The sequence below is a fragment of the Burkholderia puraquae genome (assembly GCF_002099195.1).
Classification (GTDB): domain Bacteria; phylum Pseudomonadota; class Gammaproteobacteria; order Burkholderiales; family Burkholderiaceae; genus Burkholderia; species Burkholderia puraquae.
Window position 1 is genome coordinate 20,131 of the sequence record NZ_NBYX01000016.1, and the last position, 26,865, is coordinate 46,995.

The 26,865-nt window shown below is 68.2% G+C and carries 26 protein-coding genes; 7 read left to right on the forward strand and 19 right to left on the reverse strand.

Going from position 1 to position 26,865, the window contains the following annotated elements; genetic code table 11:
* Positions 1 to 46: 46 nt before the first annotated feature.
* The 7 genes from ruvA to B7G54_RS26330 all read right to left on the reverse strand — a co-directional run bounded on the left by ruvA (position 47) and on the right by B7G54_RS26330 (position 7,121).
* Positions 47 to 628 carry a Holliday junction branch migration protein RuvA gene (gene ruvA / locus B7G54_RS26300; RefSeq protein ID WP_085041737.1) on the reverse strand — a complete coding sequence of 194 codons (582 nt, stop codon included), beginning with the start codon at positions 626 to 628 and terminating at the stop codon, positions 47 to 49.
* A 153-nt stretch (positions 629 to 781) separates the two neighbouring features.
* Positions 782 to 1,324 carry a crossover junction endodeoxyribonuclease RuvC gene (gene ruvC / locus B7G54_RS26305; RefSeq protein ID WP_085041738.1) on the reverse strand — a complete coding sequence of 181 codons (543 nt, stop codon included), beginning with the start codon at positions 1,322 to 1,324 and terminating at the stop codon, positions 782 to 784.
* 151 nt (positions 1,325 to 1,475) lie between these two features.
* Positions 1,476 to 3,041, reverse strand: a complete 1,566-nt coding sequence (purH, locus tag B7G54_RS26310; RefSeq protein ID WP_085041739.1) for a bifunctional phosphoribosylaminoimidazolecarboxamide formyltransferase/IMP cyclohydrolase — start codon at positions 3,039 to 3,041, stop codon at positions 1,476 to 1,478.
* Between the two features lie 44 nt (positions 3,042 to 3,085).
* Positions 3,086 to 3,319 (reverse strand): Fis family transcriptional regulator, encoded by a 234-nt coding sequence (locus B7G54_RS26315; RefSeq protein ID WP_006476892.1) that lies wholly within the window; start codon positions 3,317 to 3,319, stop codon positions 3,086 to 3,088.
* Positions 3,316 to 4,383, reverse strand: coding sequence for a tRNA dihydrouridine synthase DusB (dusB, locus tag B7G54_RS26320; RefSeq protein ID WP_085041740.1), 1,068 nt, complete (start codon positions 4,381 to 4,383; stop codon positions 3,316 to 3,318). Before dusB ends, B7G54_RS26315 begins: the two co-directional genes overlap by 4 nt.
* 124 nt (positions 4,384 to 4,507) lie before the next feature.
* The gene (locus B7G54_RS26325; RefSeq protein ID WP_085041741.1) at positions 4,508 to 5,695 is read right to left on the reverse strand and encodes a UbiH/UbiF/VisC/COQ6 family ubiquinone biosynthesis hydroxylase; all 1,188 of its coding nucleotides are present in this window, start codon (positions 5,693 to 5,695) and stop codon (positions 4,508 to 4,510) included.
* 40 nt (positions 5,696 to 5,735) lie between these two features.
* Complete coding sequence (locus B7G54_RS26330; RefSeq protein ID WP_085041742.1) at positions 5,736 to 7,121, reverse strand: aminopeptidase P N-terminal domain-containing protein; 1,386 nt, start codon at positions 7,119 to 7,121, stop codon at positions 5,736 to 5,738.
* Between the two features lie 182 nt (positions 7,122 to 7,303).
* On the opposite strand from B7G54_RS26330, the gene B7G54_RS26340 reads away from it, so the two are divergent.
* Positions 7,304 to 7,918 carry a glutathione S-transferase family protein gene (locus B7G54_RS26340; protein ID WP_085041743.1) on the forward strand — a complete coding sequence of 205 codons (615 nt, stop codon included), beginning with the start codon at positions 7,304 to 7,306 and terminating at the stop codon, positions 7,916 to 7,918.
* A gap of 104 nt (positions 7,919 to 8,022) precedes the next feature.
* Here B7G54_RS26340 and B7G54_RS26345 read toward each other — a convergent pair whose 3' ends face one another.
* From B7G54_RS26345 to B7G54_RS26355, 3 genes are all read right to left on the reverse strand, one after another.
* Entirely contained in the window at positions 8,023 to 9,642 is a 1,620-nt protein-coding gene (locus B7G54_RS26345; protein ID WP_085041744.1) for an FMN-binding glutamate synthase family protein, read from the reverse strand.
* Between the two features lie 236 nt (positions 9,643 to 9,878).
* Entirely contained in the window at positions 9,879 to 11,024 is a 1,146-nt protein-coding gene (gene mnmA, locus B7G54_RS26350) for a tRNA 2-thiouridine(34) synthase MnmA (protein ID WP_085041745.1), read from the reverse strand.
* Entirely contained in the window at positions 11,021 to 11,530 is a 510-nt protein-coding gene (locus tag B7G54_RS26355) for an NUDIX hydrolase (RefSeq protein WP_085041746.1), read from the reverse strand. The genes mnmA and B7G54_RS26355 overlap by 4 nt, the downstream gene beginning before the upstream one ends.
* Before the next feature lie 278 nt (positions 11,531 to 11,808).
* Here B7G54_RS26355 and B7G54_RS26360 point away from each other — a divergent pair, with 278 nt between their 5' ends.
* From B7G54_RS26360 to B7G54_RS26370, 3 genes are read left to right on the forward strand one after another with little or no spacing between them, the layout of a single operon-like run.
* A complete protein-coding gene (locus B7G54_RS26360; RefSeq protein ID WP_085041831.1) occupies positions 11,809 to 12,948 on the forward strand; it encodes a Re/Si-specific NAD(P)(+) transhydrogenase subunit alpha in 1,140 nt (379 codons plus the stop codon).
* A 19-nt stretch (positions 12,949 to 12,967) separates the two neighbouring features.
* Positions 12,968 to 13,294, forward strand: a complete 327-nt coding sequence (locus tag B7G54_RS26365; protein WP_085041747.1) for an NAD(P) transhydrogenase subunit alpha part 2 — start codon at positions 12,968 to 12,970, stop codon at positions 13,292 to 13,294.
* Positions 13,291 to 14,745, forward strand: a complete 1,455-nt coding sequence (locus B7G54_RS26370; RefSeq protein WP_085041748.1) for an NAD(P)(+) transhydrogenase (Re/Si-specific) subunit beta — start codon at positions 13,291 to 13,293, stop codon at positions 14,743 to 14,745. The genes B7G54_RS26365 and B7G54_RS26370 overlap by 4 nt, the downstream gene beginning before the upstream one ends.
* A 60-nt stretch (positions 14,746 to 14,805) precedes the next feature.
* On the opposite strand, the gene B7G54_RS26375 is transcribed toward B7G54_RS26370, so the two are convergent.
* Positions 14,806 to 15,726, reverse strand: coding sequence for a LysR family transcriptional regulator (locus tag B7G54_RS26375; protein ID WP_085041749.1), 921 nt, complete (start codon positions 15,724 to 15,726; stop codon positions 14,806 to 14,808).
* Positions 15,727 to 15,806: 80 nt separating this feature from the next.
* On the opposite strand from B7G54_RS26375, the gene B7G54_RS26380 reads away from it, so the two are divergent.
* Positions 15,807 to 16,730, forward strand: a complete 924-nt coding sequence (locus B7G54_RS26380) for a carbon-nitrogen hydrolase family protein (RefSeq protein ID WP_085041750.1) — start codon at positions 15,807 to 15,809, stop codon at positions 16,728 to 16,730.
* Positions 16,731 to 16,809: 79 nt separating this feature from the next.
* Here B7G54_RS26380 and B7G54_RS26385 read toward each other — a convergent pair whose 3' ends face one another.
* Positions 16,810 to 17,496, reverse strand: a complete 687-nt coding sequence (locus B7G54_RS26385; RefSeq protein WP_085041751.1) for a helix-turn-helix transcriptional regulator — start codon at positions 17,494 to 17,496, stop codon at positions 16,810 to 16,812.
* A gap of 73 nt (positions 17,497 to 17,569) precedes the next feature.
* On the reverse strand, positions 17,570 to 17,980 hold the full coding sequence (locus B7G54_RS26390; RefSeq protein WP_085041752.1) for a VOC family protein: 411 nt from the start codon (positions 17,978 to 17,980) through the stop codon (positions 17,570 to 17,572).
* A gap of 169 nt (positions 17,981 to 18,149) precedes the next feature.
* On the opposite strand from B7G54_RS26390, the gene B7G54_RS26395 reads away from it, so the two are divergent.
* Together B7G54_RS26395 and B7G54_RS26400 are read left to right on the forward strand one after the other, a co-directional pair.
* On the forward strand, positions 18,150 to 18,482 hold the full coding sequence (locus tag B7G54_RS26395) for an ArsR/SmtB family transcription factor (protein ID WP_085041753.1): 333 nt from the start codon (positions 18,150 to 18,152) through the stop codon (positions 18,480 to 18,482).
* Entirely contained in the window at positions 18,475 to 18,939 is a 465-nt protein-coding gene (locus tag B7G54_RS26400) for an SRPBCC family protein (RefSeq protein ID WP_085041754.1), read from the forward strand. The genes B7G54_RS26395 and B7G54_RS26400 overlap by 8 nt, the downstream gene beginning before the upstream one ends.
* Before the next feature lie 96 nt (positions 18,940 to 19,035).
* Here the strand turns inward: B7G54_RS26400 and B7G54_RS26405 are convergent, their stop codons facing one another.
* The 6 genes from B7G54_RS26405 to B7G54_RS26430 all read right to left on the reverse strand — a co-directional run bounded on the left by B7G54_RS26405 (position 19,036) and on the right by B7G54_RS26430 (position 26,772).
* A complete protein-coding gene (locus tag B7G54_RS26405; protein WP_085041755.1) occupies positions 19,036 to 20,337 on the reverse strand; it encodes a THUMP domain-containing class I SAM-dependent RNA methyltransferase in 1,302 nt (433 codons plus the stop codon).
* 166 nt (positions 20,338 to 20,503) lie between these two features.
* Positions 20,504 to 22,627, reverse strand: a complete 2,124-nt coding sequence (locus B7G54_RS26410; RefSeq protein WP_085041756.1) for a site-specific recombinase — start codon at positions 22,625 to 22,627, stop codon at positions 20,504 to 20,506.
* A gap of 516 nt (positions 22,628 to 23,143) precedes the next feature.
* A complete protein-coding gene (locus B7G54_RS26415) occupies positions 23,144 to 23,872 on the reverse strand; it encodes a PqiC family protein (protein WP_085041757.1) in 729 nt (242 codons plus the stop codon).
* Positions 23,869 to 25,488, reverse strand: a complete 1,620-nt coding sequence (locus B7G54_RS26420) for a PqiB family protein (protein ID WP_085041758.1) — start codon at positions 25,486 to 25,488, stop codon at positions 23,869 to 23,871. The genes B7G54_RS26415 and B7G54_RS26420 overlap by 4 nt, the downstream gene beginning before the upstream one ends.
* Positions 25,481 to 26,110: a paraquat-inducible protein A gene (locus tag B7G54_RS26425; RefSeq protein WP_085041759.1), complete on the reverse strand. Its 630-nt coding sequence runs from the start codon at positions 26,108 to 26,110 to the stop codon at positions 25,481 to 25,483. Before B7G54_RS26425 ends, B7G54_RS26420 begins: the two co-directional genes overlap by 8 nt.
* Entirely contained in the window at positions 26,107 to 26,772 is a 666-nt protein-coding gene (locus B7G54_RS26430) for a paraquat-inducible protein A (RefSeq protein ID WP_085041760.1), read from the reverse strand. The genes B7G54_RS26425 and B7G54_RS26430 overlap by 4 nt, the downstream gene beginning before the upstream one ends.
* Between the last annotated feature and the right edge of the window lie 93 nt (positions 26,773 to 26,865).

Consider the following 26,865-nt stretch of genomic DNA (forward strand, 5'->3'; position numbering starts at 1 on the left):
GCGACACTGGCTTCAACGCACCGTCTGGCGGCGCGTCATGCGTACGTTACGCCTTCGACAGCGCCTTCAGTGCGAGCTTGATGCCGTCGGATACACCGGTGCCGGCCGGCACGTTCTTGATCGCGGCGAGGCCTTCCTTCTCGGAATAGCCGAGCGCGAGCAGCGCGTTGAGGATGTCGGTCGCATGGTCGGACGGCGACGCGGCGCCGGCGAGCGCGCCGAGATCGGCGCCGAGCTTGCCCTTCAGTTCGAGCAGCAGGCGCTCGGCTGTCTTCTTGCCGATGCCGGGCAGGCGCGTAAGGCGCGCGGCGTCCTGCATCGTCACGGCCTGCGCGAGTTCCTGCACGCTCATGCCGGACAGCACGGCGAGCGCCATGCGCGCGCCGATGCCGGTGATCTTCAGCAGCTCGCGGAAGGTCGTGCGCTCTTGCGGGCTCAGGAAGCCGTACAGCAAGTGCGCGTCCTCGCGGACGATCTGCTGCGTGAGCAGCACGATACGCTCGCCCGTTTGCGGCAGGTTGTAGAAGGTGCTCATCGGCACGTCGATTTCGTAGCCGACGCCGTTGCAGTCGACGAGCAGGTGAGGCGGGTTTTTTTCGAGCAGGATGCCGGCGATGCGACCGATCATGGATGGCGTGATGCGAGGGAGAAAGCGCGAGTGTAGCGCACGTGCGGCGCAATGCCGACGGGATCGGCCGTCAGGCCGGGGCGACGCACGTCGCGGGTGCGTCGCGCACGGGCACGGCGGCCGGTCCGGCGTGCCGTGTAAAGGCGCGCGGTGTCAGCCGACCAGCCGCCCGCGCCGCACGCGCAGCCCTTTCTTCGCGAGCGCCGGCGCGAGGCCGCCGAGCGTGCTGAGTGTGTTGCCGCCGTGTGCGTGGCAGATCGCCATGCCGAGCGCGTCGGCCGCGTCGGAGCCCGGTTGTCCCGAGAGGTTGAGCAGCCGCGTGACCATTTCCTGCATCTGCGTCTTGGTCGCGCGGCCGTAGCCGACCACCGCCTGCTTGAGCTGCAGCGCCGTGTATTCGGCGACGGGCAGGCCGCCCGCGACGAGGCCGCAGATCGCGGCGCCGCGCGCCTGGCCGAGCAGCAGCGTCGACTGCGGGTTCACGTTGACGAACACCTTTTCGATCGCGGCCTGGTCGGGTGCGTGCTCGCGCACGATGGTCGAGACACCCTGGAAGATCGTGCCGAGCCGGGTGGCCAGGTCGGCGGTCGGCGTGCGGATCACGCCGCTCGCGACATACGCGAGGCGGTGGCCGCTGACGTCGATGATGCCGAAGCCGGTGACGCGCAGGCCGGGGTCGATGCCGAGAATTCGCATGAGTAAGGAGAAATGCGTGATGCAGCGATACTACAACGAATGGTGCGGCGCGCTGGCCGCTCGGTCGTGTACGCAGGCGCCGCGCAATAAAAAACCCGGCGGGTGCGATGCCGCCGGGTCGTCGTGCAGCGGCCGCGCGTGCCGCATGCGATCAGTGACGGAAGTGGCGCACGCCCGTCAGGACCATCGCGATGCCGTGCTCGTCGGCTGCCGCGATCACTTCGTCGTCGCGCATCGAGCCGCCCGGCTGGATCACGCAGGTCGCGCCGGCCGCCACGACGACGTCGAGGCCGTCGCGGAACGGGAAGAACGCATCCGATGCGACCGCCGAACCGGCCAGCGTGAGGCCCGCGTTCTGCGCCTTGATGCTCGCGATGCGCGCGGAATCGACGCGGCTCATCTGGCCGGCGCCGACGCCGAGCGTCATGCCGTTGCCGCAGAACACGATCGCGTTCGACTTCACGTACTTCGCGACGCGCCACGCGAACAGCAGGTCGTCCATTTCCTTCGCGGTCGGCTGGCGCTTCGTGACGACGCGCAGCTCGCTCGGCTGCACGTTGCGCGAGTCGAGCGACTGCACGAGCAGGCCGCCGCCCACGCGCTTCAGGTCGAATGCGTTGTGGCCGTCGCCGAGCGCGATTTCCAGCAGTCGCACGTTCTGCTTCGCGGCGAACACCTGCTTCGCGGCGTCGGAGAACGACGGTGCGATCAGCACTTCGACGAACTGCTTCGCGACGGCCTGGGCAGCCGCTTCGTCGACTTCGTGGTTGAACGCGATGATGCCGCCGAACGCCGAGGTCGGATCCGTCTGGAACGCCTTCGCGTACGCGTCGGCCGAATCGTTGCCAACGGCCACGCCGCACGGGTTCGCATGCTTGATGATCACGCAGGCCGGTGCGTCGAACGTCTTCACGCATTCCCACGCTGCGTCCGAATCGGCAATGTTGTTGTACGACAGTTCCTTGCCCTGCAGCTGGCGGTAGTTCGCCAGTGCGCCGGCCGGCGTCGCGAGGTCGCGGTAGAACGCGGCGCTTTGGTGCGGGTTCTCGCCGTAGCGCAGGTCCTGCACCTTGTCGAACGCCATGTTCAGCGTTGCCGGGTACGCGCTGCGCGATGCATGCTGCAGCTCGTCGGTCAGGCTCGTCAGGTAGTTCGTGATCGCGCCGTCGTATTGCGCGGTGTGCGCGAACACTTTCGTCGCGAGACGGAAGTTGGTCGCGTAGCCGATCGCATTGCCGTTCGCCTTCATTTCGTCGAGCACGACTGCGTAGTCGGCCGGATCGACGACGACCGTCACGTCGCGGTGGTTCTTCGCGGCCGAGCGCAGCATCGTCGGGCCGCCGATGTCGATGTTCTCGATCGCGTCGGCGAGCGTGCAGTCGTCCTTCGCGATGGTCGCGACGAACGGGTACAGGTTCACGACGAGCAGGTCGATCGTCGGGATGCCGTGCTGTTCCAGCGCCTGCATGTGCTCGGGCAGGTCGCGGCGGGCGAGGATGCCGCCGTGCACCTTCGGGTGGAGCGTCTTCACGCGCCCATCGAGCATTTCCGGGAAGCCCGTGTAATCAGCCACTTCGGTAACGGGCAGGCCCGCGTCGGCGAGGAGTTTCGCAGTGCCGCCCGTCGACAGCAGCTTGACGCCGAGGTCGGACAGCGACTTCGCGAAGTCGACGATGCCGGTCTTGTCGGAAACGGAAATGAGCGCTTGCTTGATCATGATGGAACCACCAATAGCCAGGGAAACGGGGACGGGACGGCTGCCTACAGCAGGCCGTGCTGCTGCAGCTTCTTGCGCAGCGTATTGCGATTGATGCCGAGGTACTCCGCGGCGAGCGACTGGTTGCCGCCTGCCTGTACGAGCACGACCTCGAGCATCGGCTTTTCGACGCAGGACATCACCATTTCATAGACGTCGTGCGGATTGGAGCCGTCTAGATCCCGGAAATACACGTCCAGGCTCTCGCGGACACATTGTTCGATGTTGTGCTTGCTCATGCTGCTAACTGGTTATGGTCGTCCGACTCGCCCTGGCCGTTTTCCTCTTCGTCATCGACGTAGACGAGGTGGTCCGACAGCGCCTTTTGCGCCTCGAAGAATGCATTGACGGCGGCGAGCTGCTCGCGGGTGGAATCGAGCGTGTTCATCCTGTGCCGGAACCCGTTGGCACCGGAAAGGCCGCGAGTGTACCAGCCGATGTGCTTGCGCGCAGTACGGACTCCCGTGAATTCACCGTAGAACGCGTAGTGGTCTTCCAGGTGTTCGTTCATCACGTGCTGGATCTCGTCGATCCGCGGCGGGGGCAGCAGCTCGCCGGTTTGCAGGAAATGATCGATTTCGCGGAACAGCCACGGCCGACCTTGCGCGGCACGACCGATCATCAGGGCATCGGCGCCGGTTGCATCGAGCACGGCCTTCGCCTTCGCGGGCGACGTGATGTCGCCGTTCGCGACCACCGGAATCCGCACCGCCGCCTTCACGGCCGCGATGGTTTCGTATTCGGCGTCGCCGCGGTACAGGTCGGCGCGCGTGCGGCCATGCACGGTGAGCATCGAGATGCCGGCGGCTTCGGCCAGGCGCGCGACCGTGATCGCGTTCTTGTGTTCGCGATCCCAGCCCGTGCGGATCTTCAGCGTGACGGGCACCGCATCGGGCCCCGTGCCGACCGCCGCGACGACCGCCTCGACGATCCGCTGCACGAGCGGCTCGTTCTGCAGCAGCGCGGAGCCGGCCGCGACGTTGCAGACCTTCTTCGCCGGGCAGCCCATGTTGATGTCGATGATCTGCGCGCCGTTGTCGACGTTGTAGCGGGCCGCTTCGGCCATCATCGCCGGATCGGCGCCCGCGATCTGGACCGCGATCGGTTCGACCTCGCCTTCGTGGTTCGCGCGCCGCATCGTCTTTGCGCTTTTCCACAGCTGCGCGTTGGACGCGACCATCTCGGACACGGCGTAACCGGCCCCCAGCCGCTTGCAGAGCTGGCGGAACGGACGATCCGTCACCCCGGCCATCGGAGCGACGAACAGGTTGTTACGCAATACGTGAGGGCCGATAACGGGCATCGCAATGGCACCGCCCGCGGCGGGCGCGGGCAGGGAAAGGGCAGACGGAAACGCGTATTTTACCGTATTCCCATGCCCCGCCGATTTGACCCGGTTTGAGTGGCGCGACTGTGCGCGCCGCGCGTCAGTTGCGCTGGCCGAACATCATCTGGCGCGCGATCATCTTCTTGAGCGGTGGGACGAACTCGAGCGCGGTGAGTGCGGCGCCGCGCAACAGCGGGAGCGGGCCCGAGTCGATCGTGAACAGGCGAGCCAGCGTGTCGGTCGCGCCGATCGTGAAGCGCCGGTCGAGCGCGCGGCGCGCGTTGAAGGTGGCGAGCGCGGTCGCTTCGAAGCCTTGCGTGGACAACGTGTCGACGAGCGTATGCCCATCGCGCAGCCCGAGGTTGAGCCCCTGGCCCGCAACGGGGTGCAGGGTTTGCGCGGCATTGCCGACGATCGCGACGCGGCCGTTGACGAGCGTCTGGGCGGCGTTCAGGCCGAGCGGGAACGACGCACGGCCCGCGATCGCGACGAAGTCGCCCATGCGTTCGCCGAACGCGCTGCCGAGTTCGCGCAGGAACGCGTCGTCGGGCAGCGCGGCGCGGCGCGCCGCTTCGTCGGGCGTGCAGCACCAGACGAGCGCGTACTCGGCCTGGCGCGGCCCGCCGAGCGGCAGCAGCGCGAGCGGGCCCTCGTGCGTGAAGCGTTCCCACGCGACGTTCGGGCGCGGCGCCGATACCGTGACCGTGCCGACGAGCGCCGTCTGCCCGTAGTCGCGGCGATGCTTGGCCGTATCGGCCTGCTGTTCGTGGAACAGCCCGCCTTCGGCATTGATGACGATGCGTGCGCGCAGCGTGCGCTCGCCTTGCGGGCCGTCGAGCGTCAGCGTGACGCCGTCGGCATCCTGCTGCGGCGCGCGTGCGGTGGTGGACGTGAGCCAGTCGACGCGCGTGCCGCGCACGGCGCCCGCGAGCGCCTGCACGAGCGAGCCGTAGCGCACGACATAGCCGAGCGCGGCGAGATCGTGCTCGTCGCGGTCGATCAGCGTGCGGCCGAAATGGCCGCGCTGCGATACGTGGATATGTTCGATCGGTGTCGCGTCGGCAGGCCACGCGAGCGTGTCGAGCAGCACGCGGCTGCCGTGCGACACGGCGATCGCGCGCGGATCGTTCGCGCTCGCGGCCGGTTCGCGTGCATCGATCAGCGCGATCGATGCATGCTGCGTGGCGCTGCGGCGCGCGAGCCAGCCGGCGAGCGCAAGCCCGACGGGGCCCGCGCCGACGATGGCGAGGTCGTAGTGCGGCGTGGCCGGGGAGGAAGCGGTCGTCATCTTGATTCGTGGAACGGTGGTAACGGTGGGCGGCAGCCGGTCATGCGCCCGCGCGCATCAGCGCTTCGATCTCGTCCGCCGCGACGGGCACGCCGCGCGTGATCAGCTCGCAGCCGTGCTCGCGCACGATTGCGTCGTCCTCGATGCGGATGCCGATGTTCCAGTACTCGGGCGGCACGTCGTCGGCGGCGCGCACGTACAGGCCGGGTTCGACCGTCAGCGTCATGCCGGCCTTCAGCGTGCGCCACGGCAGCGCGCCGTTGCCGTCGCGCTCGGCGAGCCGCTCGCGGTAGTCGCCGCAATCGTGCACGTCCATGCCGATCCAGTGGCCGGTGCGGTGCATGTAGAAGCGCGTGTACGCACGCTCGGCGATCACGTCGTCGACGTTCGAGAAGCGTGTTGTCGGGATGATGCCGGTGTCGAGCAGCCCCTGCGCGAGCACGCGTACGGCGGCGTCGTGCGGCGCCTCGAACGGCACGCCCGCACGCGTCGCGTCGATCGCGGCCTGCTGAGCGGCGAGCACGATGTCGTACAGCGTGCGCTGCGCGGGCGAGAAGCGCCCGTTGGCCGGGAACGTGCGCGTGATGTCCGACGCATAGCCGTCGAGTTCGCAGGCGGCGTCGATCAGGATCAGGTCGCCGTCCCGCGCGGCCGCGTTGCCGGCCGGGTAGTGCAGCACGCATGCATTCGCGCCGGCCGCGACGATCGAACCGTACGCTGGCGACTGCGCGCCGTGCTTGCGGAACAGGTACAGCAGCTCGGCTTCGAGTTCGTATTCGCGGATGCCGGGGCGGCACGCCTGCATCGCGCGGCGGTGCGCGAGCGCGGAGATGTGTGCGGCGCGCATCATGATCGCGAGCTCGTGCGCGTCCTTCACGAGCCGCATGTCGTCGAGCAGCGGCGTGAGGTCGAGCATCGCGTCCGGTGCGGCGACGCCCGTGCGCGCCAGCGCGCGCACCGCGTCGACCCAGCCCGCGAGCTGGCGCTCGAAATCGGCCGATGCGCCGAACCGGTAGTGCACGGTGCCCGAGTCGGCGAGCAGGCGCGGCATCTCGGTGTCGATCACGTCGACCGCGAACGCCGCGTCGAAGCCGAACGCGTCGCGCGCCGCTTCGGGCCCGTAATGGAAGCCTTCCCAGATCTCGCGATCGGCATTCTTGCCGCGGCAGAACAGGATCGACTCCGGCGCGCCGTGCGGCGCGGCCGCGTTCAGCACGAGCACGGCATCCGGCTCGCCGAAGCCCGTCAGGTAGTGGAAGTAGCTGTCGAACCGGTACGGATAGTCCGTATCGCGGTTGCGCGGCACTTCGGGTGCGGTGGGGACGATAGCGACGCCGCCGCCCGCGGCACGCAGTGCGGCAAGCACGCGTTCACGGCGCTGGCGGTAGACGTCGACGGCGATGGCGGTATCGAGGGGCGCATTCATCGTGCGATTGTAGCGCTGCGGGACGCCGCGCGTGAGAGAGGGGCGGGAAGCCGTGCCGGAAGGCCCGCGCGGCGGTTGTTGCAAACCATCCACAGGCCGTCCGGGCGATTTTCTGTCGCGCGACGCGGGCCGGTTATGATCGGCGACAACGTATACTCTCGGCGGTTCCCTTAAAAAGGCAGATGATGAAATTAATCGGTTCGCTCAGCAGCCCGTACGTCCGCAAGGCGCGGATCGTGCTGGCTGAAAAGAAGATCGACTACAAGCTGGAGCTCGAGAACGTGTGGGCGCCGGAGACGGATATTCATGCATCGAATCCGCTCGGCAAGGTCCCGTGCCTCGTGATGGAGGATGGTGCCGCGGTGTTCGATTCCCGCGTGATCTGCGAATACGTCGACACGCTGTCGCCGGTCGGCAAGCTGATTCCGCCGTCGGGCCGCGAGCGCCTCGAAGTGCGCTGCTGGGAAGCGCTGGGCGACGGCGTGATCGACGCGGCAGTCGCGATTCGCGTCGAGCATACGATGCGCGACGAGGCGCAGCGCAGTGCGAGCTGGATCGCGCGCCAGCAACGCAAGATCGACGACGGCCTCGTCGCGATGTCGCAGGGGCTCGGCGGCAAGACGTGGTGCGTCGGTAATCATTACACGCTCGCCGACATCGCACTTGGCTGCGCGCTCGGCTATCTCGATTTCCGGATGCCCGAGCTCAACTGGCGCGATCGCCATCCGAACCTCGACAAGCACTTCGTGAAGCTGCTGCAACGGCCGTCGTTCACCGATACGCCGCCGCAGAACTGAGCCGCACGCGGCGCATTCACGCATTCGGCAGACGAAAGAAAAGCGCCCCGCGGGGCGCTTTTCTTTTTGCCGGGCCGCCCCGCAGCGGGGGGCGGTTGCGCGCTTCATTCGATCGACGCGTACACGGCCTCGCCGAGCGTGAACGAATCGCTGCGCGAAATGGGCCACCACTTGTCGTACAGCGTAAAGCCGCAGGTGTTGCCGTCGAGCAGTGCGCCGGGTTTCAGGTACTTCAGCAACTGCGACATCAGCCGGACCTCGTGCGGCGCGATGCGCTGCACGATGTGATGCGCGCGCAGCTCCGACGGATGCGACAGGCCGGCCGCCTGCACGAGTTCCTGCAGCGCGTGCAGGGTATTGCGGTGGAAGTTGTACACGCGGTCGGCCTTGTCCGGCACGACGAGCGCGCGCTGGCGCACCGGATCCTGGGTGGCGACGCCGGTCGGGCAGCGGCCCGTGTGGCAGGTCTGTGCCTGGATGCAGCCGACCGCGAACATGAAGCCGCGCGCCGAGTTCACCCAGTCCGCGCCGATCGCGAGCGTGCGGGCGACGTCGAACGCGGTGATGATCTTGCCGCTCGCGCCGATCTTCACGCGATCGCGCACGCCGATCCCGACGAGCGTGTTGTGCACGAGCAGCAGCCCTTCCTGCAGCGGCACGCCGACGTGGTCGGTGAATTCGAGCGGCGCCGCGCCGGTGCCGCCTTCCGCACCGTCGACGACGATGAAGTCCGGCACGATGCCGGTCTCGATCATCGCCTTCGCGATCCCGAAGAATTCCCACGGATGGCCGACGCACAGCTTGAAGCCGGTCGGCTTGCCGCCCGACAGCGTGCGCAGCCGCTCGACGAATTCGAGCAGCCCGCGCGGCGTCGAGAACTCCGAGTGCGTCGCGGGCGAGATGCAGTCCTTGCCCATCGGCACGCCGCGCGTCTCGGCGATCTCCGGCGTGATCTTCGCGGCCGGCAGCACACCGCCGTGACCGGGCTTCGCGCCCTGCGACAGCTTGACCTCGATCATCTTGACCTGCGGATCGGCGGCCTGCTTCGCGAACTTGTCGGGATTGAAGGTGCCGTCGTCGTTGCGGCAGCCGAAGTAGCCGGACGCGATTTCCCAGATGATGTCGCCGCCGTTCTCGCGGTGGTACTTCGACAGCGAGCCTTCGCCCGTGTCGTGTGCGAAACCGCCTTTCTTCGCGCCGAGGTTCAGCGAGCGGATCGCGTTCGCGGACAGCGAGCCGAAGCTCATCGCCGAGATGTTGAAGATCGAAATGTCGTACGGTTGCGCGCGATTCGCGCCGACGCGGACGCGGAAATCGTGGTTCGGCAGTTTCGTCGGCGCGAGCGAGTGGCTGATCCATTCGTGCGCGACGGCCTTCACGTTCAGCTCGGTGCCGTACGGACGATTGTCGGCGACGTTCTTCGCGCGCTGGTAGACGAGGCTGCGCTGCGCACGCGAGAACGGCTTCTCGTCGGTGTCGTCCTCGACGAAATACTGGCGGATTTCAGGTCGGATGAATTCGAACAGGAAGCGGAAGTGGCCCCAGAGCGGATAGTTGCGCAGGATCGCGTGGCGGTCCTGCTTCAGGTCGTACAGGCCGAGCGCGACGAGGGCGGCGGGGAGAACGATCCAGAACCAGGAGAGCACGTGGATCGAGGCGAGCGCGGCTGCTGCGACGAGCAGCAGGACGGCACACCACATCGCCAGATAGCGTCGTGAAAGCATGGGGACTCCTAGGGTCTATTCCCGTGGAATGAATTTGTAAATTTGGGGTTGCCACGAGAAGGGCCGCTCGCGGCGTCGCGAGCGGCCCTTCTCGTGGCAACGCATGCGCGTTCCATACATGAATAGACCCTGCATTTTGAAATACCGCCATGCGTACGCTGCGCGGCGGCACGCCGGCCGCGACGGAATCGTGTTCCGCCGGACGCGGCGAGCCGCAAGTCTAAACCGAATAGGTGTCAGCGTGCTTCGGCGAGCGAGCGCGCGTGGCCGTCCGCCGGGGCGGCAGCCGCGGATTCGATGATCCCGCCGCCGAGGCAGATCTCGCCGTCGTACAGCACGGCCGACTGGCCGGGCGTGACGGCCCACTGCGCGTCGTCGAACGCGAGCGAGAAGCGCGCTTCGCCTGCCGGGCCGGGCGTGGCGGCGCCGAACGCGCACGCCGCGTCGGCCTGCCGGTAGCGCGTTTTCGCGCCGCAGGCGAAGCCGTCGGCCGGCGGTTCGCCGGCGACCCAGCTCACGTTGCCGGCGACGAGCCCGCGCGACAGCAGCCACGGATGATCGTGGCCCTGCACGACGTACAGCGTGTTCGACGCGATGTCCTTCGCGGCGACGAACCACGGATCGCCGTTGCCGCTCTTGCTGCCGCCGAGGCCGATGCCCTTGCGCTGGCCGAACGTGTAGAACGCGAGGCCGATGTGCTCGCCGACGACCTTGCCGTCCGGCGTCTTCATCGGGCCGGGTTTCGTCGGCAGATAGCGGTTCAGGAAATCGCGGAACGGCCGTTCGCCGATGAAGCAGATACCCGTCGAATCCTTTTTCTTCGCGTTCGGCAGCCCGATCTGCGCGGCGATCTCGCGCACCTTCGTCTTCGGGATCTCGCCCAGCGGGAACATCGTCTTCGACAGTTGCGCCTGGTTCAGCCGGTGCAGGAAGTACGACTGGTCTTTCGTATGATCGAAAGCCTTCAGCAGTTCGAAACGCCCGTCGCGCTCGCGCACGCGCGCATAGTGGCCGGTCGCGATCATTTCCGCGTCGAGCGACATCGCGTGATCGAGGAACGCCTTGAACTTGATTTCGGCGTTGCACAGCACGTCGGGGTTCGGCGTGCGGCCGGCCGAGTATTCGCGCAGGAATTCGGCGAACACGCGATCCTTGTATTCCGCCGCGAAGTTGACGGCTTCCACGTCGATGCCGATCAGGTCGGCCACCGACACGACGTCGATCCAGTCCTGGCGCGTCGAGCAGTATTCGCCGTCGTCGTCGTCTTCCCAGTTCTTCATGAACAGGCCGACCACGTCATAGCCCTGTTCCTTCAGCAGCCACGCGGTCACCGACGAATCGACGCCGCCCGACATGCCTACCACTACACGGCGCTTGCTCATTTGTTGACCGCCTGACGTTCGAATGCTTCGGGGCGCGGCGCGACCGAATGCGTGTGCACGAAATCGAGCGGAATGCGCCGCCCGGCAAGGTAATCGTCGACGCAGCGCATCACCGCGGGCGAGCGGTGGCGCTCGTGGCACGCGCGCAGTTCGTCGGCGCTCATCCACAGCGTGCGGACGATGCCGTCGTCGAGCGCGTGGCCCGCGATCGGCTCGCCGGCCGTGCCGCAGAACGTGAAGCGCAAATAGGTTGCACCGGCGGTGCCGGGACGGTCGTAGTGCGCCAGATAGACGCCGACGAGCGCGTCGGGCGTGAACGGGTGCGCGGTTTCCTCGAGCGTCTCTCGGATCACGGCGTCGGCCAGCGTTTCGCCGGCTTCGAGATGGCCTGCCGGCTGGTTGATGCGCAGGCCCGACGAGGTTTCTTCCTCGATCACGAGAAAGCGGCCGGCGTGCTCGACGAGCGCGGCGACCGTCACATGCGGGGTCCAGATTTCGGGTTTCATGGTTCGGCATTTTACCGGTTGCGCCCGAATACTGCCGGTCGGTGCGCTAAACGAATCCGACCCTCGAAACTCGTCTGTCCCGCCGATGCGCGGCGACACCGGACGGCCTGGCGTCGCAATCTCGCACGATCGTGCGGAGCGTGCTGGTACGGCCATCGCTTTCGCCTAAAGTGGATGATGAATGCCATTGCTCGTGAGCCGGTAGTCAGCCTGCCCGGCTCGCTGTGCAGCAGAAATCGCAAGAAACGAAATACTGGCAACGACTGGAGGGACCGACGATGCATATTGGCGTGCCTGCTGAAACGCGGGCGAACGAGGCGCGCGTGGCTGCGACGCCGGAAACCGTGAAGAAATACGCGGCGGCCGGCCATCGCGTCAGTATCGCGAAAGGAGCCGGCATCGCGGCCAGTTATCCGGACCAGGCTTACGCGGCCGCCGGTGCCGAATTGACCGGCCAGTCGGCCGCTTTCGATGCCGACATCGTGCTGAAGGTCCAGGCGCCCACCGACGCCGAACTGCCGTTGCTCAAGCGCGGCGCCGTGCTGGTCGGCATGCTCGAGCCGTTCAACGGCGAGCAGGCGGCAAAACTCGCCGCGGCCGGCGTGACGGGCTTCGCGCTCGAAGCCGCGCCGCGCACGACGCGCGCGCAGAGTCTCGACGTGCTGTCGTCGCAGGCGAACATCGCGGGCTACAAGGCCGTGCTGGTTGCCGCGGCGCTGTATCCGCGCTTCTTTCCGATGCTGATGACGGCCGCGGGCACCGTGAAGGCCGCGCGCGTGCTGATCCTCGGCGCGGGCGTCGCGGGCCTGCAGGCGATCGCGACCGCGAAGCGCCTCGGCGCGGTGATCGAGGCGTCCGACGTGCGGCCGGCCGTGAAGGAGCAGATCGAGTCGCTCGGCGCGAAATTCCTCGATGTCCCGTACGAAACCGACGAAGAGCGCGAGGCTGCGCAGGGGGTGGGCGGCTATGCGCGCCCGATGCCGCCGTCGTGGCTCGGCCGCCAGGCCGCGCTCGTGCACGAGCGCGCGAAGCAGGCCGACATCGTGATCACGACTGCACTGATTCCCGGGCGCCCGGCGCCGACCTTGATCTCCGTTGAAACCGTGCAGTCGATGAAGCCGGGCTCGGTGCTCGTCGATCTCGCGGCCGGCCGCGGCCCGGAATTCGACGGCCGCAGGAGCGGCAACTGCCCGTTGACGGTCGCCGACCAGGTGATCGTGCACGACGGCGTGACGATCGCCGGCTACACGAATCTCGCGTCGATGGTCGCATCGGACGCGTCGGCGCTGTATGCGCGCAACCTGCTCGACTTCATGAAGCTGATCGTCACGAAGGACGGCACGCTCAACATCGACCTGACCGACGACATCGTCGCCGCGACGCTCTTGTGCCGCGACGGCGAAGTCGCGCACAAGTAACCGGGGAGAGGAGGAGACCATGGAAGTCATCAATCACACGGTGATCAACGTGATCATCTTCGTGCTTGCGGTGTACGTCGGGTACCACGTGGTGTGGAACGTCACGCCGGCGCTGCATACGCCGCTGATGGCCGTGACCAACGCGATCTCGGCGATCGTGATCGTCGGCGCGATGCTCGCGGCGGCGCTCACCGTCGGCGTGACCGGCAAGGTGTTCGGCACGCTCGCGGTCGCGCTCGCGGCCGTCAACGTGTTCGGCGGCTTCCTCGTGACGAGGCGCATGCTGGAAATGTTCCGCAAGAAGGCGCCCAGGCAGGCCGAGGGTGGCAAGGAGGGCGCGCGATGAGCATGAACGTCGTCACGCTGCTGTACCTCGTCGCGTCGGTGTGCTTCATCCAGGCGCTGAAAGGCCTGTCGAACCCGAAGAGCGCGCGGCGCGGCAACCTGTTCGGAATGGCCGGGATGGCCATCGCGATCCTCACGACGATTGCGCTGATCGTCAAGCAGGCCGCGTGGCTCGGCGCGAACCTGCCGCTCGGCCTCGCGCTGGTGCTCGGCGCGCTGATCGTCGGCGGCGGCGTGGGTGCGTTCGTCGCCGCGCGCGTCGAGATGACGAAGATGCCGGAACTCGTCGCGGCGATGCACTCGCTGATCGGTCTCGCGGCCGTGTGCATCGCGTATGCGGTGGTGTCGGAGCCGGAAGCGTTCGGGCTCGTGCCGCAGGACGCGGTGTCGTCGAGCTTCATCCCGTACGGCAACCGCGTCGAGCTGTTCATCGGCACGTTCGTCGGCGCGATCACGTTTTCCGGTTCGGTGATTGCGTTCGGCAAGCTGTCGGGCAAGTACACGTTCCGGTTGTTCCAGGGCGCGCCGGTCGTGTATGCGGGGCAGCACCTGCTCAACCTGATGCTCGCGCTCGCGATGCTCGGCTTCGGCATCCTGTTCTTCATCACGCAGTCGTGGCTGCCGTTCATCATCATGACGGCGATCGCGTTCGTGCTCGGCGTGCTGATCATCATCCCGATCGGCGGCGCGGACATGCCGGTGGTCGTGTCGATGCTGAACTCGTATTCCGGGTGGGCGGCGGCCGGCATCGGCTTCTCGCTGAACAACGCGATGCTGATCATCGCCGGTTCGCTCGTCGGCTCGTCGGGCGCGATCCTGTCGTACATCATGTGCCATGCGATGAACCGCTCGTTCTTCAACGTGATCCTCGGCGGTTTCGGCGGCGAGGCGGCGGCCGGTGGGGCAGCCGGTGCGAAGGAGCAGCGTCCGGTGAAATCCGGCTCGGCCGAAGACGCGTCGTTCATGCTCGGCAACGCGGAAACGGTCGTGATCGTGCCGGGCTACGGGCTCGCAGTGGCCCGTGCGCAGCACGCGCTGAAGGAGCTGACCGACAAGCTGATCGAGAAGGGCATCGACGTGAAGTATGCGATCCATCCGGTCGCGGGCCGGATGCCGGGGCACATGAACGTGCTGCTCGCGGAAGCGGAGGTGCCGTACGAGATCGTGCACGAGATGGAGGACATCAACGGCGAATTCGGCCAGGTCGACGTCGTGCTCGTGCTCGGCGCGAACGACGTCGTGAACCCGGCGGCGAAGAACGATCCGGCATCGCCGATCGCGGGGATGCCGATCATCGAGGCGTACAAGGCGCGCACGGTGATCGTCAACAAGCGCTCGATGGCGGCCGGCTACGCGGGCCTCGACAACGACCTGTTCTACATGGACAAGACGATGATGGTGTTCGGCGACGCGAAGAAGGTCATCGAGGACATGGTGAAGTCGGTCGACTGACGCACGTGCCGGCAACGCGGCTGCCCGCTTCGATTCGCGGGCAAACCGGCCGGGCCTTTTTCATGGTGCGACGAGGTGCGCGACGCATGCGGCGATCGTGTCGCGGACGCGCACGATCGCCGGGTCGCGCTGCGTGCTCGTGCGCCAGCCGATTTCGACCGGGTAGTGCGGCAAGTCGACCGGGCATGCAAGCGCGCGCAGCGGCGTGGATTGCGCGATCGCACGCGCCGCGTGCGCGGGAATCGTGGCCACCGCGTCGGAGCCGGCGAGCAGGTATGGCAACGCGGCGAAATGCGTGGTCGACGCCGCGACGCGCCGCTTGTGGCCGAGCGTGGCCAGCGCCTCGTCGACGATCCCGATCACGCCGCCCGACGACACGAGCAGGTGGTCGCGCCGCAGGAAATCGGCGAGCGTCAGCGTGCGCGGTGGCCGCGGGCGGGGGGCCGGATCGATCAGGCACGCGTAGCCGCCCGTCGCGACCGCACGCCGGCTGAGCCCGTTCGCCGAGAAGCCGCCCGATGCGATCGCGAGATCGACGCCGTGCCGCAGCAGCGCGTCGCCGGCGATGCCGCTGTGCGTCTGCCGGAAGATCAGACGGATGCCGGCGGCTTCCCGCGCGACGCCATCGATCAGCGCGCGGCCGAGCGCGATCTCGAAGTCGTCCGACAGCCCGATCGAGATCGTGCGGCCGATGCGGTCGCCGCCGTCGGCCGCGATCGCGAGGCTTTCGCGGCAGCGGTCGAGCGCGTCGGACAGGATCGGTTTCAGTTCGTCCGCGCGTGGCGTCGGCGCGAGCCCGCGGCCGGTGCGCACGAACAGCGGATCGGCATAGATCACGCGCAGCCGCGCCAGCGCCGCGCTCACCGCCGACTGGGTGAGGCCGAGCCGCAGCGCCGCGCGGCTCGCGCCGCCTTCCTCGTACAGCGCCTCGAACACCTTCAGCAGGTTCAGGTCGAGGCCGGCGATATCATCTGCATTCATGACACTTATCGTTCTATCGATTTGATCGATGACATCATATCGATAAAGATGGCGTTACCCCATTCACCGGAGACGCCTTCATGCCCACTTCAGTCATCGCCGCATTGCAGATCGGCGCATCGCCCGCCGGCACGCGCGCCACGCTCGATACGATCCTCGGCTACGAAACCGCGATCCGCGACAGCGGCGCGTCGCTCGTCGTGCTGCCCGAGGCCGTGCTCGGCGGCTATCCGAAAGGCGAGATCTTCGGCACGCGGCTCGGCTACCGGCTGCCCGAAGGCCGCGACGCGTATGCGCGCTACGCCGCGCAGGCGATCGACGTGCCGGGGCCGGAAGCCGACGAGCTGGCCGCGTTGTCGCAGCGCACCGGCGCGAGCCTCGTGGTCGGCGTGATCGAGCGCGGCGGCAGCACGCTCTACTGCACGGCGCTGTTCTTCGATCCGCGCGACGGGCTCGTCGCGAAACACCGCAAGCTGATGCCGACCGGCACCGAGCGGCTGATCTGGGGGCAGGGCGACGGCTCGACGCTGCCCGTCGTCGACACGGCCGCGGGCCGCGCGGGCGCCGCAATCTGCTGGGAGAACCACATGCCGCTGCTGCGCTGTGCGATGTACGCGAAGGGCGTGCAGATCTGGTGCGCACCGACCGTCGACGAGCGCGATGTCTGGCAGAGCTCGATGCGGCATATCGCGCACGAGGGCCGCTGCTTCGTCGTCAGTGCGTGCCAGGTGCAGCCGTCGCCGCGCGCGCTCGGCATCGACGTGCCGGGATGGGATCCGGAGCGGCCGCTGATCCGCGGCGGCAGCGTGATCGTCGGGCCGCTCGGCGACCTGCTGACGGAGCCGCTGATCGGCGAAGCGGGGCTCGTGACCGCGCGTGTCGATACCGATGAACTCGTGCGGGCGCGCTACGACTTCGACGTGGTCGGGCATTACGCGCGGCCCGACGTGTTCTCGCTGCACGTCGACGAGCGGCCGAAGCGGACGGTGGTGTTCGGCGAGTAGGGAGAGGCAGGCCGGGGGCCGCACGGCGGCCCGGAACATGAACGGCGGCGGCGCGCGGTGCGCACGCCGTCGTGCGGCGTCAGCGCATCGGCGCTTCCGCGATCCGCATGTAGTCGGCGATCCGCCGTCCTTCCATGTCCGGAAACTGTTCGTGCACGACGATGTCGCCCATCCGTGCGATGTCGAAGGTGCGGAAATCGCCGCGCAGCTCGCACCACGCGCCGATCGTCCAGCGCCCGCCCCAGTAGACGAGCCCGAGCGGCCACACGCGGCGTTGCGAATGCGCGCCGAGCCGGTCGCGGTAGCCGAAGCTGACGACGTGGCGCGTATCGATGGCCTGGTGGATCGCGTCGACCTTCGCGCAAAACGTCTCGTCGATGTGGAACGACGGCGCGAACACGGGCAGGCGGTCGAGTGCGGTGCGCTTGTCGGCCGGCATGGCCGACGCGATCTTCGCGAGCGCCGAGCGCGCGCCGCTCGCGAAGCGCGCACCGCCCCAGGTTTCGAGCATGCGTGCGCCGGTGGCGAGCGCCGCGAGCTCCTCGGCCGTGAACGTGAGCGGCGGCAGGCTCGCGTTGCGGTTCAGCCGGTAGCCGATGCCGGCTTCGCCTTCGATCGGCACCCCTGACAGTTGCAGGTCGCGCACGTCGCGATAGACGGTGCGCGGCGACACCGACAGCCAGTCGGCCAGTTGCTGTGCGGTCGTGAGACGACGCCCGCGCAGCAGCTCGGCGATCTGGAACAGGCGGTCGGCACGGCGCGTCATGACGGCACCTCGACTCCAACGGCGGTGGGAACTTCGCGATGATAGCGCCGCGCGAGCCGGCCGGCCGCTGCGCTCAGTGGCATTTCGGCGCGTGCAGGCCGACGCGGTTGCCTTCGGTGTCGATCAGGTAGCCGACGTAGCCGTAGTTGTTCGGCAGCTCGACGACCGAACCCTGCACGACGCCGCCCGCACGCTTCGCGCGTTCGAGCGCCGCGACGACCGATTCGCCGGCGTTCAGGTAGACGAGCACGCCATTCGCGCTCGGCTTCATCTGCTGCGGATCGAACACGATGCTGCCGCCCGTGCTCGATGCGTCGCGGTCGAACGTGGCCATCGGCACGCCGCCGATGACTTCGCGCTGCAGCGTCGTTTGCAGCACGGCTTCGTAAAAGCGGATCGCCCGGTCGAAATCGAGGGACGGAATGTCGAACCACGCGATCGCGCGCTCCAGGGTAGCGGTGGCGGTGGCAGTTGCGGACGTCATGACGAGCTCCTTGTTACGTTGTTATTCGGATTCGGTGCGGAAACCAGCCTTGCATTGCGCCGGGATTGCAGTGTGATCGCGGCCTGCTGACACCGTATTGTCAGTAGAGTTGTCATCCTTGACATGCAACCGTTTGGTTGCATAATGAGGTCATCGACCCGGGAGCGGCATGGATCTCGTTTTCAAGGCGCTGGCCGATGCCACGCGCCGCCAGTTGCTTGACCTCCTGCGCGCGAAGAGCGGGCAGACCCTGTCCGAGCTGTGCGACGGGCTCGCGATGAGCCGGCAGGCCGTGAGCAAGCATCTCGCGCTGCTGGAGGCTGCGAATCTCGTCGCGACGACGTGGCGCGGCAGGGAGAAGCTGCATTACCTGAATCCGGTGCCGATCCACGACATCGCAGAACGCTGGATCGGCCAGTTCGAGCGTCAACGCCTGCAGGCGCTGGCGGATCTCAAGCGCGGGCTGGAAGCGGCCGGCGATTCTGGAGGCAACGATGAGTAATCCCGCCTTTGTGTACGTGACGTTCATTGCATCGACGCCCGAGCGCGTGTTCGACGCGTTGACCAACGCCGAGCTGACGAAGGATTACTGGGTGCGGCATCGCAACGCGTCGCCCGACTGGCGGCCGGGCTCGCGCTGGGAACATCAGGACTACGACGATCCGTCGCGGGTCGACATCGTCGGCGAAGTGGTCGAGCACGATCCGCCACGCAAGCTGGTCGTCACGTGGCGTACGCCGTCGGGGGATGGCGAGGAATCGCGCGTGACCTATCTCGTCGAGCCGCACGAGGGCGTCGTGAAGCTGACCGTCACGCACGACGGGCTGCTGCCGGGCTCGGAGATGGATCGCGGGATTCGCGGCGGGTGGCCGGTCGTGCTGTCGAGCCTCAAGACGTTGCTCGAGACGGGGCAGGCGCTGCCGTTCACGATGGGGCGCCGGGAGTGCTCGAAGCACTGAAGCGAAACGCCGCCGTTGCCGCGGATGCGGTAACGGCGGCGTTCCGGTGGCCGCGGAGGAGCCGCACCGGCGGCCCCATCGCGGCGATGATGCGGATTACGCGTCGCCTTCCGGCGTGGCCGGGCGCGCTTTCACGCTGCCGGCAATCAGGTCGAAGCGGAACAGCCGGCATTCGAGCGCGCCGTTGAACAGCGGCGTCTTTGCCGATTCGCGCAGCCGCAACTGGCCCGGCAGCGAACGGTCGGACGTCAGCAGGAACGCCTGCCAACCCGTGAAGCGCTGCTTCAGCGCATCGCCGAGTGCGTTGAAGAACTCGCTGTCCGGCGCGTCGGTGTGGGTGCGGCGGAATGCGTCGTCGTTGCCGCGGTTGCGGCCCGTCTCGCGCACCTCGCCGCGCGCGCTGCGGCCGCGCACCTCGATCCGCTCGCCGTACGGCGGGTTCGCGAGGATGATGCCCGGGCCGTCGCACGGCGGCGTCATCCCGCGCGCGTCGACCTGCTTGAGCCACACCGACGGCACGCCCGCGCGCTCGAGGTTCGCGCGCGCCTTCTCGAGCATGTCGCCGGAGATGTCGCTGCCGTACACGCCGAGCGCTTCGCCGCGTTTGCCGCGCGCCGCGCGCTTCGCGTCCAGTGCCGGGACCTTCAGCCCCTGCCACGCGGTGATGTCGTATTGCTTGAGTTTCTCGAAGCCGAACCGGCGCTCGACGCCGGGCGCCACGCCGAGTGCGATCTGCGCGGCTTCCGCGAGGAACGTGCCGCTGCCGCACATCGGGTCGTACAGCGCCGTGCCGGGCGTCCAGCCCGTCAGGCGCAGGATGCCGGCGGCGAGGTTCTCGCGCAGCGGCGCCGCGCCCTTGTCGAGACGCCAGCCGCGCTTGAACAGCGGCTCGCCCGACGTGTCGAGGTACAGCGTGCACTCGCCCGCCGTCAGGAATGCGAACACGCGCACGTCCGGCGCACCGGTGTCGATGCTCGGGCGCGAGCCGGTCTTGTCGCGCATCCGGTCGCAGATCGCGTCCTTCACGCGCAACGTCGCGAATTCGAGGCTCTTCAGCGGCGACTTGATTGCGGTGATGTCGACGCGCAGCGTCTGCGTCGCCGCGAACCAGCGCTCCCACGGCTGCTCGAGCGCAAGCGCGTAGACGTCCTGCTCGTTGCGGTATGCGCGGTGCGCGATCTTCAGCAGGACCCGGCTTGCGATCCGCGAATGGAGGTTCGCGGCCATGCCGGCGGCCCAGCCGCCGCTGAAGTGGACGCCGCCCGGCACCTGCGCGCCCGCGGTGAACGGCGCGCCGTTCAGGTGGCGGCCGGCGATTTCGGCCAGCTCGGCGGCAAGCGCCGCTTCGAGGCCGCGCGGGCAGGGGGCGAAGAATTCGTACAGGGTGGGCGAGGACATAAGGCGGGTGAGGACGTGCAAAAGTCCACCATTGTACGCGGCGCGGGCGGCCGGGGCCGGCGTTGCGTCGCGTTTCGGTGCTGCGGTGCCGGCCCGGGTGCCGTGCAGGCGTGCCGGGAGGCCGGCGCGGCGGCGCCCGGGCGGGCACCGCCATGCCGCCGCGGGGTCAGTGCGAGCCCGGCTGGCCGGCGCGCGCGGCCTGGCCGTTGCCCGGCCAGAACAGCGCGAGCGGATTCGACAGCACCGTGCGGAGGATCGCGGCGACGAGCGCGCGCACCTTGGTCGGGCGCAGGCTGCGCGAGCGCACGGCCATCGTGAATGCGAGCGCGAAGCTCACGAGCACGTTGAGGATCGCCATGCTGAGCACGCCGGCGCCGGCCCACCACAGCTCGGGCGTGCCGAGGGCGTCCTTGCCGAGCACGCCGAGCGCGATGCCGATCGAACCGGCCGACAGCGTCACGTGCCTTACCTCGAACGGGAACATGAACACGGTGACGATCGCCGGAATGAGGCCGAGCATCAGGCCGAGGCCGACGTTCGCGACCACGCCGGCAACGTTCGACCGGCAGAAGTGCGCGAGCTTCGCGGCGCCGGCCGCACCGAGCGTGAGGCGCAGCCGGCGGTTGTACGTGAGCGCGTCGCCGACCCGGTGCAGCACGAACCAGTTGTCGGCCCAGCCCGCGAGCAGGCTCGACGCCCACAGCAGCACGCCCGTCAGCGCCGCGTAGAGCGGCGTCGGGCCGAGCAGCGAGAACGAGTGCAGCGTCGCGTGCGCCTTCTCCGGCGAAATCAGGTTCGCGTGCAGAACGTTGCCCGCGAACAGTTGCACGAGCAGGCACACGGGCAGCACGACGAGCACGTTGCCGGAAATCGCGGCGGCCTGCGTGCGGATCAGCGCGATCACCGACGACACGAACGCCTTCACGCCTTCCTCGTGGCCGGTGTCGTCGAGCTCGCGCGCGAGCGTCGGCGCGGTCATCGCGGGCTGCTTGGTCGCGAGCGTGAAGTGCAGGAAGTGCATCAGCATGAAGCTGGCCGCGTAGTTGACGCCCGCGAGCAGCCCTTCGAGCATCGACTGCAGGTGCGCGCCCGTGATCGCGAACTTCACGCACACGGTCACGACGGTGACGAGGCCGCCGCCCGCGGCCATTCGCAGCATCTTCAGGTACTCGGCGCGGCCGCGCGAGATGTAGTGCTCGCCGGTGTCCGCGTTGGTCTCGACGAGCTTGCGCGCGAACAGCGAGAAGTTGCTGCGCACGAGGTGCGACACGCTCTGGCTGTTGTGGTTCGCGTCGATGAGTTCGGCCGTCAGGTGCGCCATCCCGTGCAGGTCGTCGCGCGCCATCCACGCGTTGAGCAGCATCTCGGCGCGCAGGATGCGCATGCGCATCCGCTCGACCTGGAACACGATGTCGACCGACACGCCGTTGCGGTACAGGTGCAAGAACACGTCGTCGACGGCGATCCGGCATTCGTCGAGCAGCACGCGCAGGTAGTTCACCTCGTGCAGCAGCTTGCTCGGGTCGCCACCGTCCTCGACGGCCGCGTGCGCGGTCTCGACCGCGAGCATCGCGCGCGTGAGGCGGTAGAACGGCTGCGTCTCGAGCGGCTTGCGCGCGTCGTCGTCGGAGAGCCGGCTGCGCACCGTCTGCGACAGGCCGGTCGAGCTGATCTGGCAGGTCAGGTTGTGCAGCGCGGCCAGCAGGTCGCGCGAGAACGAGCCCGGCTCGTGGCGCTCCTCGTCGGTGACGTCGAACGAGATCAGCTCGGCGAGGCGGGCGAGCAGGTCGTCGGGCAGCGCGTCGATCCATTGCGCATCTTCCGGCGTCGGGAACATCAGCGTGAAGAGTGCCGATAGCTCGCGGCGGTTCGGCGCGGGCGGGATCAGCGACGAGTCGATCCGCTCGAACAGCGCGCCGAAGAAGCCCGAGTGCACGGGCATGCCGGCGTCGCACAGGAGCGAGATGCCGTCGCACTCGCGCAGGACGCCGCGCAGGATGCGCGCAGCGTGCGCTTTCCATGCGGGATTGCGATCGAGCATGTGGAACAGGTAGCGCAGCCGCGCATGGGCCGGATACGCGCGCGCATCGGCGTCGCGCTCGGCCGGCGTGTCCTGCGCGGCCTGCATCGTGCCGGTGCGGCGCAGCCAGTGCGCGAGCTCGATCAGCCATTCGCTGCGCTCGGCGTACGACGCATCGGCGTCGGCGTGCGCGAGCAGCGCATCGAGCTGGTGACCGGCATTGCGCGACGCGCGCCACTTCTTGATCAGGGTCGTCAGGGAACGAAACATAAACGGAATAGCGAAAGCCCTCGACGGGCGGGTTCGGGATGCCGGCCGGGGAAACGGCGCGGCGCCGGGGAGAACGGGTGAGACGGGGCCGGTTGCAGGACGATGCGCGGCGACCCGCGATGCGGCTGCCCCGCTGCGGTGCACGCCGATCGCGTGCGGGCGCCGGGAGGCATGGCGGTCGGGCCGAACGCGGCCCGGCGCCGCTGGCTGGCGCGCACGACGAGCGGCGCGAGCCTGAAAGTGCGTAGGATCGTCAATCGCAGGTGAAAACGCAAGCCGACCGCATTTTAAGACACCGGTTCCGGTCGCCTATGACAAACAATGCAAAGTTGGCCGTTCGGGCGATGCAGGCGAGGCATGGCGTGGACACCGGTGCCGCGAAGGTTTCGACGATGCGGCGCGCATCAGGTGGTCGCCGGCGAGCCGGCGGGGAGGCTCGCCGGCCGGCGCATGCGAGATGGCCGGTGAACCGGCCGGGCGAATCCGCGCAGGCCCGCGCGGCCGCCGGCGGTCTCCTTATGCGCCGGACTTGCCCGTCGCGCCTGCGGCGTCGCCGCCCGGCGTCGGGTTGGCCGGGCACGGCACGACCGGCGCGGCGGCCGTCTTGCCGCCGGCCGCGGGCGCCGTCGAAGCCGGCGCACTGCGGCGCGCGGCCATCGCGCGCACACCGGCCGCGGCTTGCGTGGCAATCACGTCGAGCGCGCGCCGGTGGCCGGCGACGAGTGCGTCGTAGCCATCGGCGACCGGCTCCGCGACGCTCGTGCGGCAGGTCATCACGGCCTGCGTGGCGAGCGAGCGCACGCTCCACACGGCGTCGACCGCCGCGCGCTTGGCTGGCCACGACTCGAAGCGCTGCACGTTCACGCTGATCCGATACACGGGCACGCCGGGCGGGGTCGCGGAATTCGCGACGTCGATCGTCCCGAGCTGCGCCGCGAGATCGTCCGACAGCGCGCGGCGGATCTCGTCGGCGGGCGGCGACGCCCAGCGTTCCTGCTCGAGCACGTCGACCTGCGCGGCGTTTTTCTGCACGACCAGCTGGTTCTTCGCGACCTGTTCGGGCACGCCGACGGACGGCACCTCGATCAGGAACGCCGGATTGGCCGGCGCCGTGCGCAGCGGCGCTGCGGCGTCGGCCGGGCTGAGCGTGTAGAACCGCGCGGGCGGCGAGCTGCACGCGGCGAGCGCAAGGGCGGCGACAGCCGCCGCCGTGCCGCTCGCGAAACCGTTCACGCGTGTCGTCATTGTTGATCTCCTGGCTTGCCCTTGAGCAGCGATTCGGGGTGGCGCTCGAGGTAGTCGGCGAGCGCGTTCAGCGACTGCAGCGTGCGCGTGAGTTCCTTCAGCGCGCCGCGCACGTCGGACTGCAGCGGCGAATCCTGCTGCAGCGTCGCTTCGGCAGTCGAGAAGGTCTGCTTCGCGGCCGACAGCGTGTCGCGCGCTTCCGGCGCGACTTGCGTGTCGAGCTGCTTGAACAGCTTGTCGGCGTTCGCGAGCGCGCTGTTCAGGTTCGCGCCGATCTGGTCGAACGGCACCTTGTCGAGCTTCTTCGCGATGTCGGCGACCTGCAGCTGCAGCTCGTCGAGCGTGTTCGGCACGGTCGGCAGCTCGAGCGGCTGGCGCGCCGTGTCGATCTTCACGGCCGGCGCCTTCGGGAAGAAGTCGAGTGCGACGTACAGCTGGCTCGTCAGCAGGTTGCCGGTGCGCAGCTGGCCGCGCAGCCCGTGCTGGACGAGCCGCTCGACGATCTCGCGGCGGGCCGGTTCGCCCTTGCTCTCGATCGTTTCGCGGAAGCGCCGGCCGAGGCGTTCCGGATACACGTTCATCGTCACCGGCATCAGGAAGTTCTTCGTCTTCGGATCGAAGTCGATGCCGATGTTCGTCACTTCACCGAGCACGATGCCGCGGAAGTCGACCGTCGCGCCGACGGCGAGCCCGCGCAGCGACTGGTTGAAGTTCATCACGACCTGCAGCGGCTGGCCGTCCGGGTCGCGCATTGCGTCGCCCTCGTCGGATGCGAGGCGGAATGTCGTGTTGTTCGGTGCCGTCGTGCCGGCGCCCTGGTTCGGCGGCGTCTGGAATGCGATGCCGCCGAGGATCACCGTCGCGAGCGACTGCGTGTTCAGCTTCAGGCCGCTCGAGTCGAGCCGCAGGTCGACGCCGCTCGCCTGCCACCAGCGCGAGTTCACGCCGACGTACTGGTCGTACGGCGCATTGACGAACACGTTGAACGTGACGCCCGTGCCGTCCTTGTCGAGCGAGAAGCCGACCACCTGGCCGACCTGCACGCGGCGGTAGTAGACCGGCGAGCCGATGTCGACCGAGCCGAGCGAATCGCCGCGCAGCACGTACTGCGTGCCCTTCTGGTCGCCCGTGACGGCAGGCGGTGACTCGAGGCCGGTGAAGTCGGTCACCGTATCCTCCGAGCGCCCGGCGTCGACGCCGATATACGCGCCCGACAGCAGCGTGCCGAGCCCCGACACGCCGGTCGCGCCGACGCGCGGCCGCACGATCCAGAAGCGCGAGCCCTTGACCGCAAAGTCCTCCGCTTCCTTCTTGAGCTGCACCTGGACGAGCACGCGCGCCAGGTCCTTCGACAGCTTGATCGTCTTGACCATGCCGATCTCGACGTCCTTGTACTTGACCTGGGTCTTGCCGGGCTCGAGCCCTTCGGCGCTGTGGAAGCTGATCGTGATTTCCGGGCCGCGCTCGCGCACGGACTTGATCACGAGGCCGATGCCGATCAGCGCGGCGATCAGCGGCACGAGCCAGACGAGCGACGGCAGCCAGCCGCTTTTCGTCGAGATCGTCGGATCGGGCGGCCGGGGCGCGTCGTGCTGCGGGCCTTGTGGACTATTCATGGTGATTCCCTGAGGTTTCGACTGGATCCCAGATCAGGCGGGGATCGAACTGCATCGACGCGAGCATCGTCAGGATCACGACGGAACCGAACGCGAGTGCGCCGGGGCCGGCCGTGATGACGGCGAGCGAACGGAAATGGACGAGCGCGACGGTCAGCGTCACGACGAAGATGTCGAGCATCGACCAGCGGCCGATGCGCTCGACGATCCGGAACAGGCGCGTGCGCTGCAGCGGCCGCCAGGCGGTGCGGCGCTGCGTGCTGATCACGAGGATCAGCAGCACGCCGAGCTTGAGCATCGGCACGAGGATACTCGCGACGAACACGACGACGGCGAGCGGCCAATCGCCGGAGATCCAGAAATAGATGACGCCGCTCATGATCGTGTCTTCCTGCGAGCCGACGATCGACGCCGTGCGCATGATCGGCAGCAGGTTCGCGGGAATGTAGAGGATCGCGGCCGCGAGCAGCAGTGCCCACGTGCGCATCAGGCTGTTCGGCGTGCGGAAATGGAGCGCGCTGCCGCAGCGCGCGCAGTGTGCGTGCGGACGGTCGAGCGTCTGCACGAGGCCGCACGCGTGGCAGCTGGCGTAGCCCTCGCGGGCAGCGGTCGGGATCGTCATCGGCGGGCGGCTTCCGGCAGCGGAGCGGCATCGCCGGGCTGCCCGGGCGGGCGCCCGGCGCGCAGGTCGTCGGCGATGTCCCACAGCGTGCGCGGATCGAACATCAGCACGACGGCGATCATCAGCGTGAGCGCGGCGAACGCGAACAGCGCGGCATCGGGAACGACTCTTGCCAGACTCACCATCTTCACGATCGTGACGAGGATCCCGAGCATGAACACCTCGATCATGCCCCATGGCCGCACGAGTTCGATCGCGCGCAGTACCAGGTTGAAGCCGGGCGGCACGACGCCGCGCCGTATCGGCAGCAGCAGGTACAGCAGCGCGGCCATCTCGACGAGCGGGAACAGCACGGTCGAGCAGAACACCATCACACCGACGATCGCCATGTCCTGGTGCCACAGCGAATCGATCGCGCCGATCAGCGTGGTCTGCACGCGGTTGCCGTTCACGTCCATTTCGAGGATCGGGAACGCCTGCGCGATCGTGAACGTGATCAGCGCCGCGAGCGCGAGCGCGCAGATCCGCTCGATCTGCGCGGCGCTATTGCGATAGAGCAGCGCATCGCAGCGCGGGCAGCGCGCGATTTCACGTCCGCTCAGGCGCGGTTTGTGCAACAGTGCGTCGCACTCGTGACAGGCAATCAGGTCGTTTCGTTGCATGGAAAAGGCAGTTGTGCGACGGCTGGGGAGACCCGTCGACGGGGCCGGAACCCGCGCCAATCTTACCAAAAGGCCTTTTTCGGCGCGTCAACG

Bases quoted from the DNA above. Each gene is read 5' to 3' on its own strand.
- B7G54_RS26330 (WP_085041742.1), bottom strand. From the start codon at position 7,121: ATGAATGCGCCCCTCGATACCGCCATCGCCGTCGACGTCTACCGCCAG.
- B7G54_RS26415 (WP_085041757.1), bottom strand. From the start codon at position 23,872: ATGACGACACGCGTGAACGGTTTCGCGAGCGGCACGGCGGCGGCTGTC.
- B7G54_RS26355 (WP_085041746.1), bottom strand. From the start codon at position 11,530: ATGAAACCCGAAATCTGGACCCCGCATGTGACGGTCGCCGCGCTCGTC.
- B7G54_RS26430 (WP_085041760.1), bottom strand. From the start codon at position 26,772: ATGCAACGAAACGACCTGATTGCCTGTCACGAGTGCGACGCACTGTTG.
- B7G54_RS26405 (WP_085041755.1), bottom strand. From the start codon at position 20,337: ATGTCCTCGCCCACCCTGTACGAATTCTTCGCCCCCTGCCCGCGCGGC.
- ruvA (WP_085041737.1), bottom strand. From the start codon at position 628: ATGATCGGTCGCATCGCCGGCATCCTGCTCGAAAAAAACCCGCCTCAC.
- B7G54_RS26360 (WP_085041831.1), top strand. From the start codon at position 11,809: ATGCATATTGGCGTGCCTGCTGAAACGCGGGCGAACGAGGCGCGCGTG.
- mnmA (WP_085041745.1), bottom strand. From the start codon at position 11,024: ATGAGCAAGCGCCGTGTAGTGGTAGGCATGTCGGGCGGCGTCGATTCG.
- B7G54_RS26420 (WP_085041758.1), bottom strand. From the start codon at position 25,488: ATGAATAGTCCACAAGGCCCGCAGCACGACGCGCCCCGGCCGCCCGAT.
- B7G54_RS26425 (WP_085041759.1), bottom strand. From the start codon at position 26,110: ATGACGATCCCGACCGCTGCCCGCGAGGGCTACGCCAGCTGCCACGCG.
- B7G54_RS26370 (WP_085041748.1), top strand. From the start codon at position 13,291: ATGAGCATGAACGTCGTCACGCTGCTGTACCTCGTCGCGTCGGTGTGC.
- B7G54_RS26395 (WP_085041753.1), top strand. From the start codon at position 18,150: ATGGATCTCGTTTTCAAGGCGCTGGCCGATGCCACGCGCCGCCAGTTG.
- B7G54_RS26385 (WP_085041751.1), bottom strand. From the start codon at position 17,496: ATGACGCGCCGTGCCGACCGCCTGTTCCAGATCGCCGAGCTGCTGCGC.
- B7G54_RS26345 (WP_085041744.1), bottom strand. From the start codon at position 9,642: ATGCTTTCACGACGCTATCTGGCGATGTGGTGTGCCGTCCTGCTGCTC.
- B7G54_RS26380 (WP_085041750.1), top strand. From the start codon at position 15,807: ATGCCCACTTCAGTCATCGCCGCATTGCAGATCGGCGCATCGCCCGCC.
- B7G54_RS26325 (WP_085041741.1), bottom strand. From the start codon at position 5,695: ATGACGACCGCTTCCTCCCCGGCCACGCCGCACTACGACCTCGCCATC.
- B7G54_RS26340 (WP_085041743.1), top strand. From the start codon at position 7,304: ATGATGAAATTAATCGGTTCGCTCAGCAGCCCGTACGTCCGCAAGGCG.
- ruvC (WP_085041738.1), bottom strand. From the start codon at position 1,324: ATGCGAATTCTCGGCATCGACCCCGGCCTGCGCGTCACCGGCTTCGGC.
- B7G54_RS26375 (WP_085041749.1), bottom strand. From the start codon at position 15,726: ATGAATGCAGATGATATCGCCGGCCTCGACCTGAACCTGCTGAAGGTG.
- B7G54_RS26400 (WP_085041754.1), top strand. From the start codon at position 18,475: ATGAGTAATCCCGCCTTTGTGTACGTGACGTTCATTGCATCGACGCCC.
- dusB (WP_085041740.1), bottom strand. From the start codon at position 4,383: ATGCCCGTTATCGGCCCTCACGTATTGCGTAACAACCTGTTCGTCGCT.
- B7G54_RS26315 (WP_006476892.1), bottom strand. From the start codon at position 3,319: ATGAGCAAGCACAACATCGAACAATGTGTCCGCGAGAGCCTGGACGTG.
- B7G54_RS26390 (WP_085041752.1), bottom strand. From the start codon at position 17,980: ATGACGTCCGCAACTGCCACCGCCACCGCTACCCTGGAGCGCGCGATC.
- B7G54_RS26365 (WP_085041747.1), top strand. From the start codon at position 12,968: ATGGAAGTCATCAATCACACGGTGATCAACGTGATCATCTTCGTGCTT.
- B7G54_RS26410 (WP_085041756.1), bottom strand. From the start codon at position 22,627: ATGTTTCGTTCCCTGACGACCCTGATCAAGAAGTGGCGCGCGTCGCGC.
- purH (WP_085041739.1), bottom strand. From the start codon at position 3,041: ATGATCAAGCAAGCGCTCATTTCCGTTTCCGACAAGACCGGCATCGTC.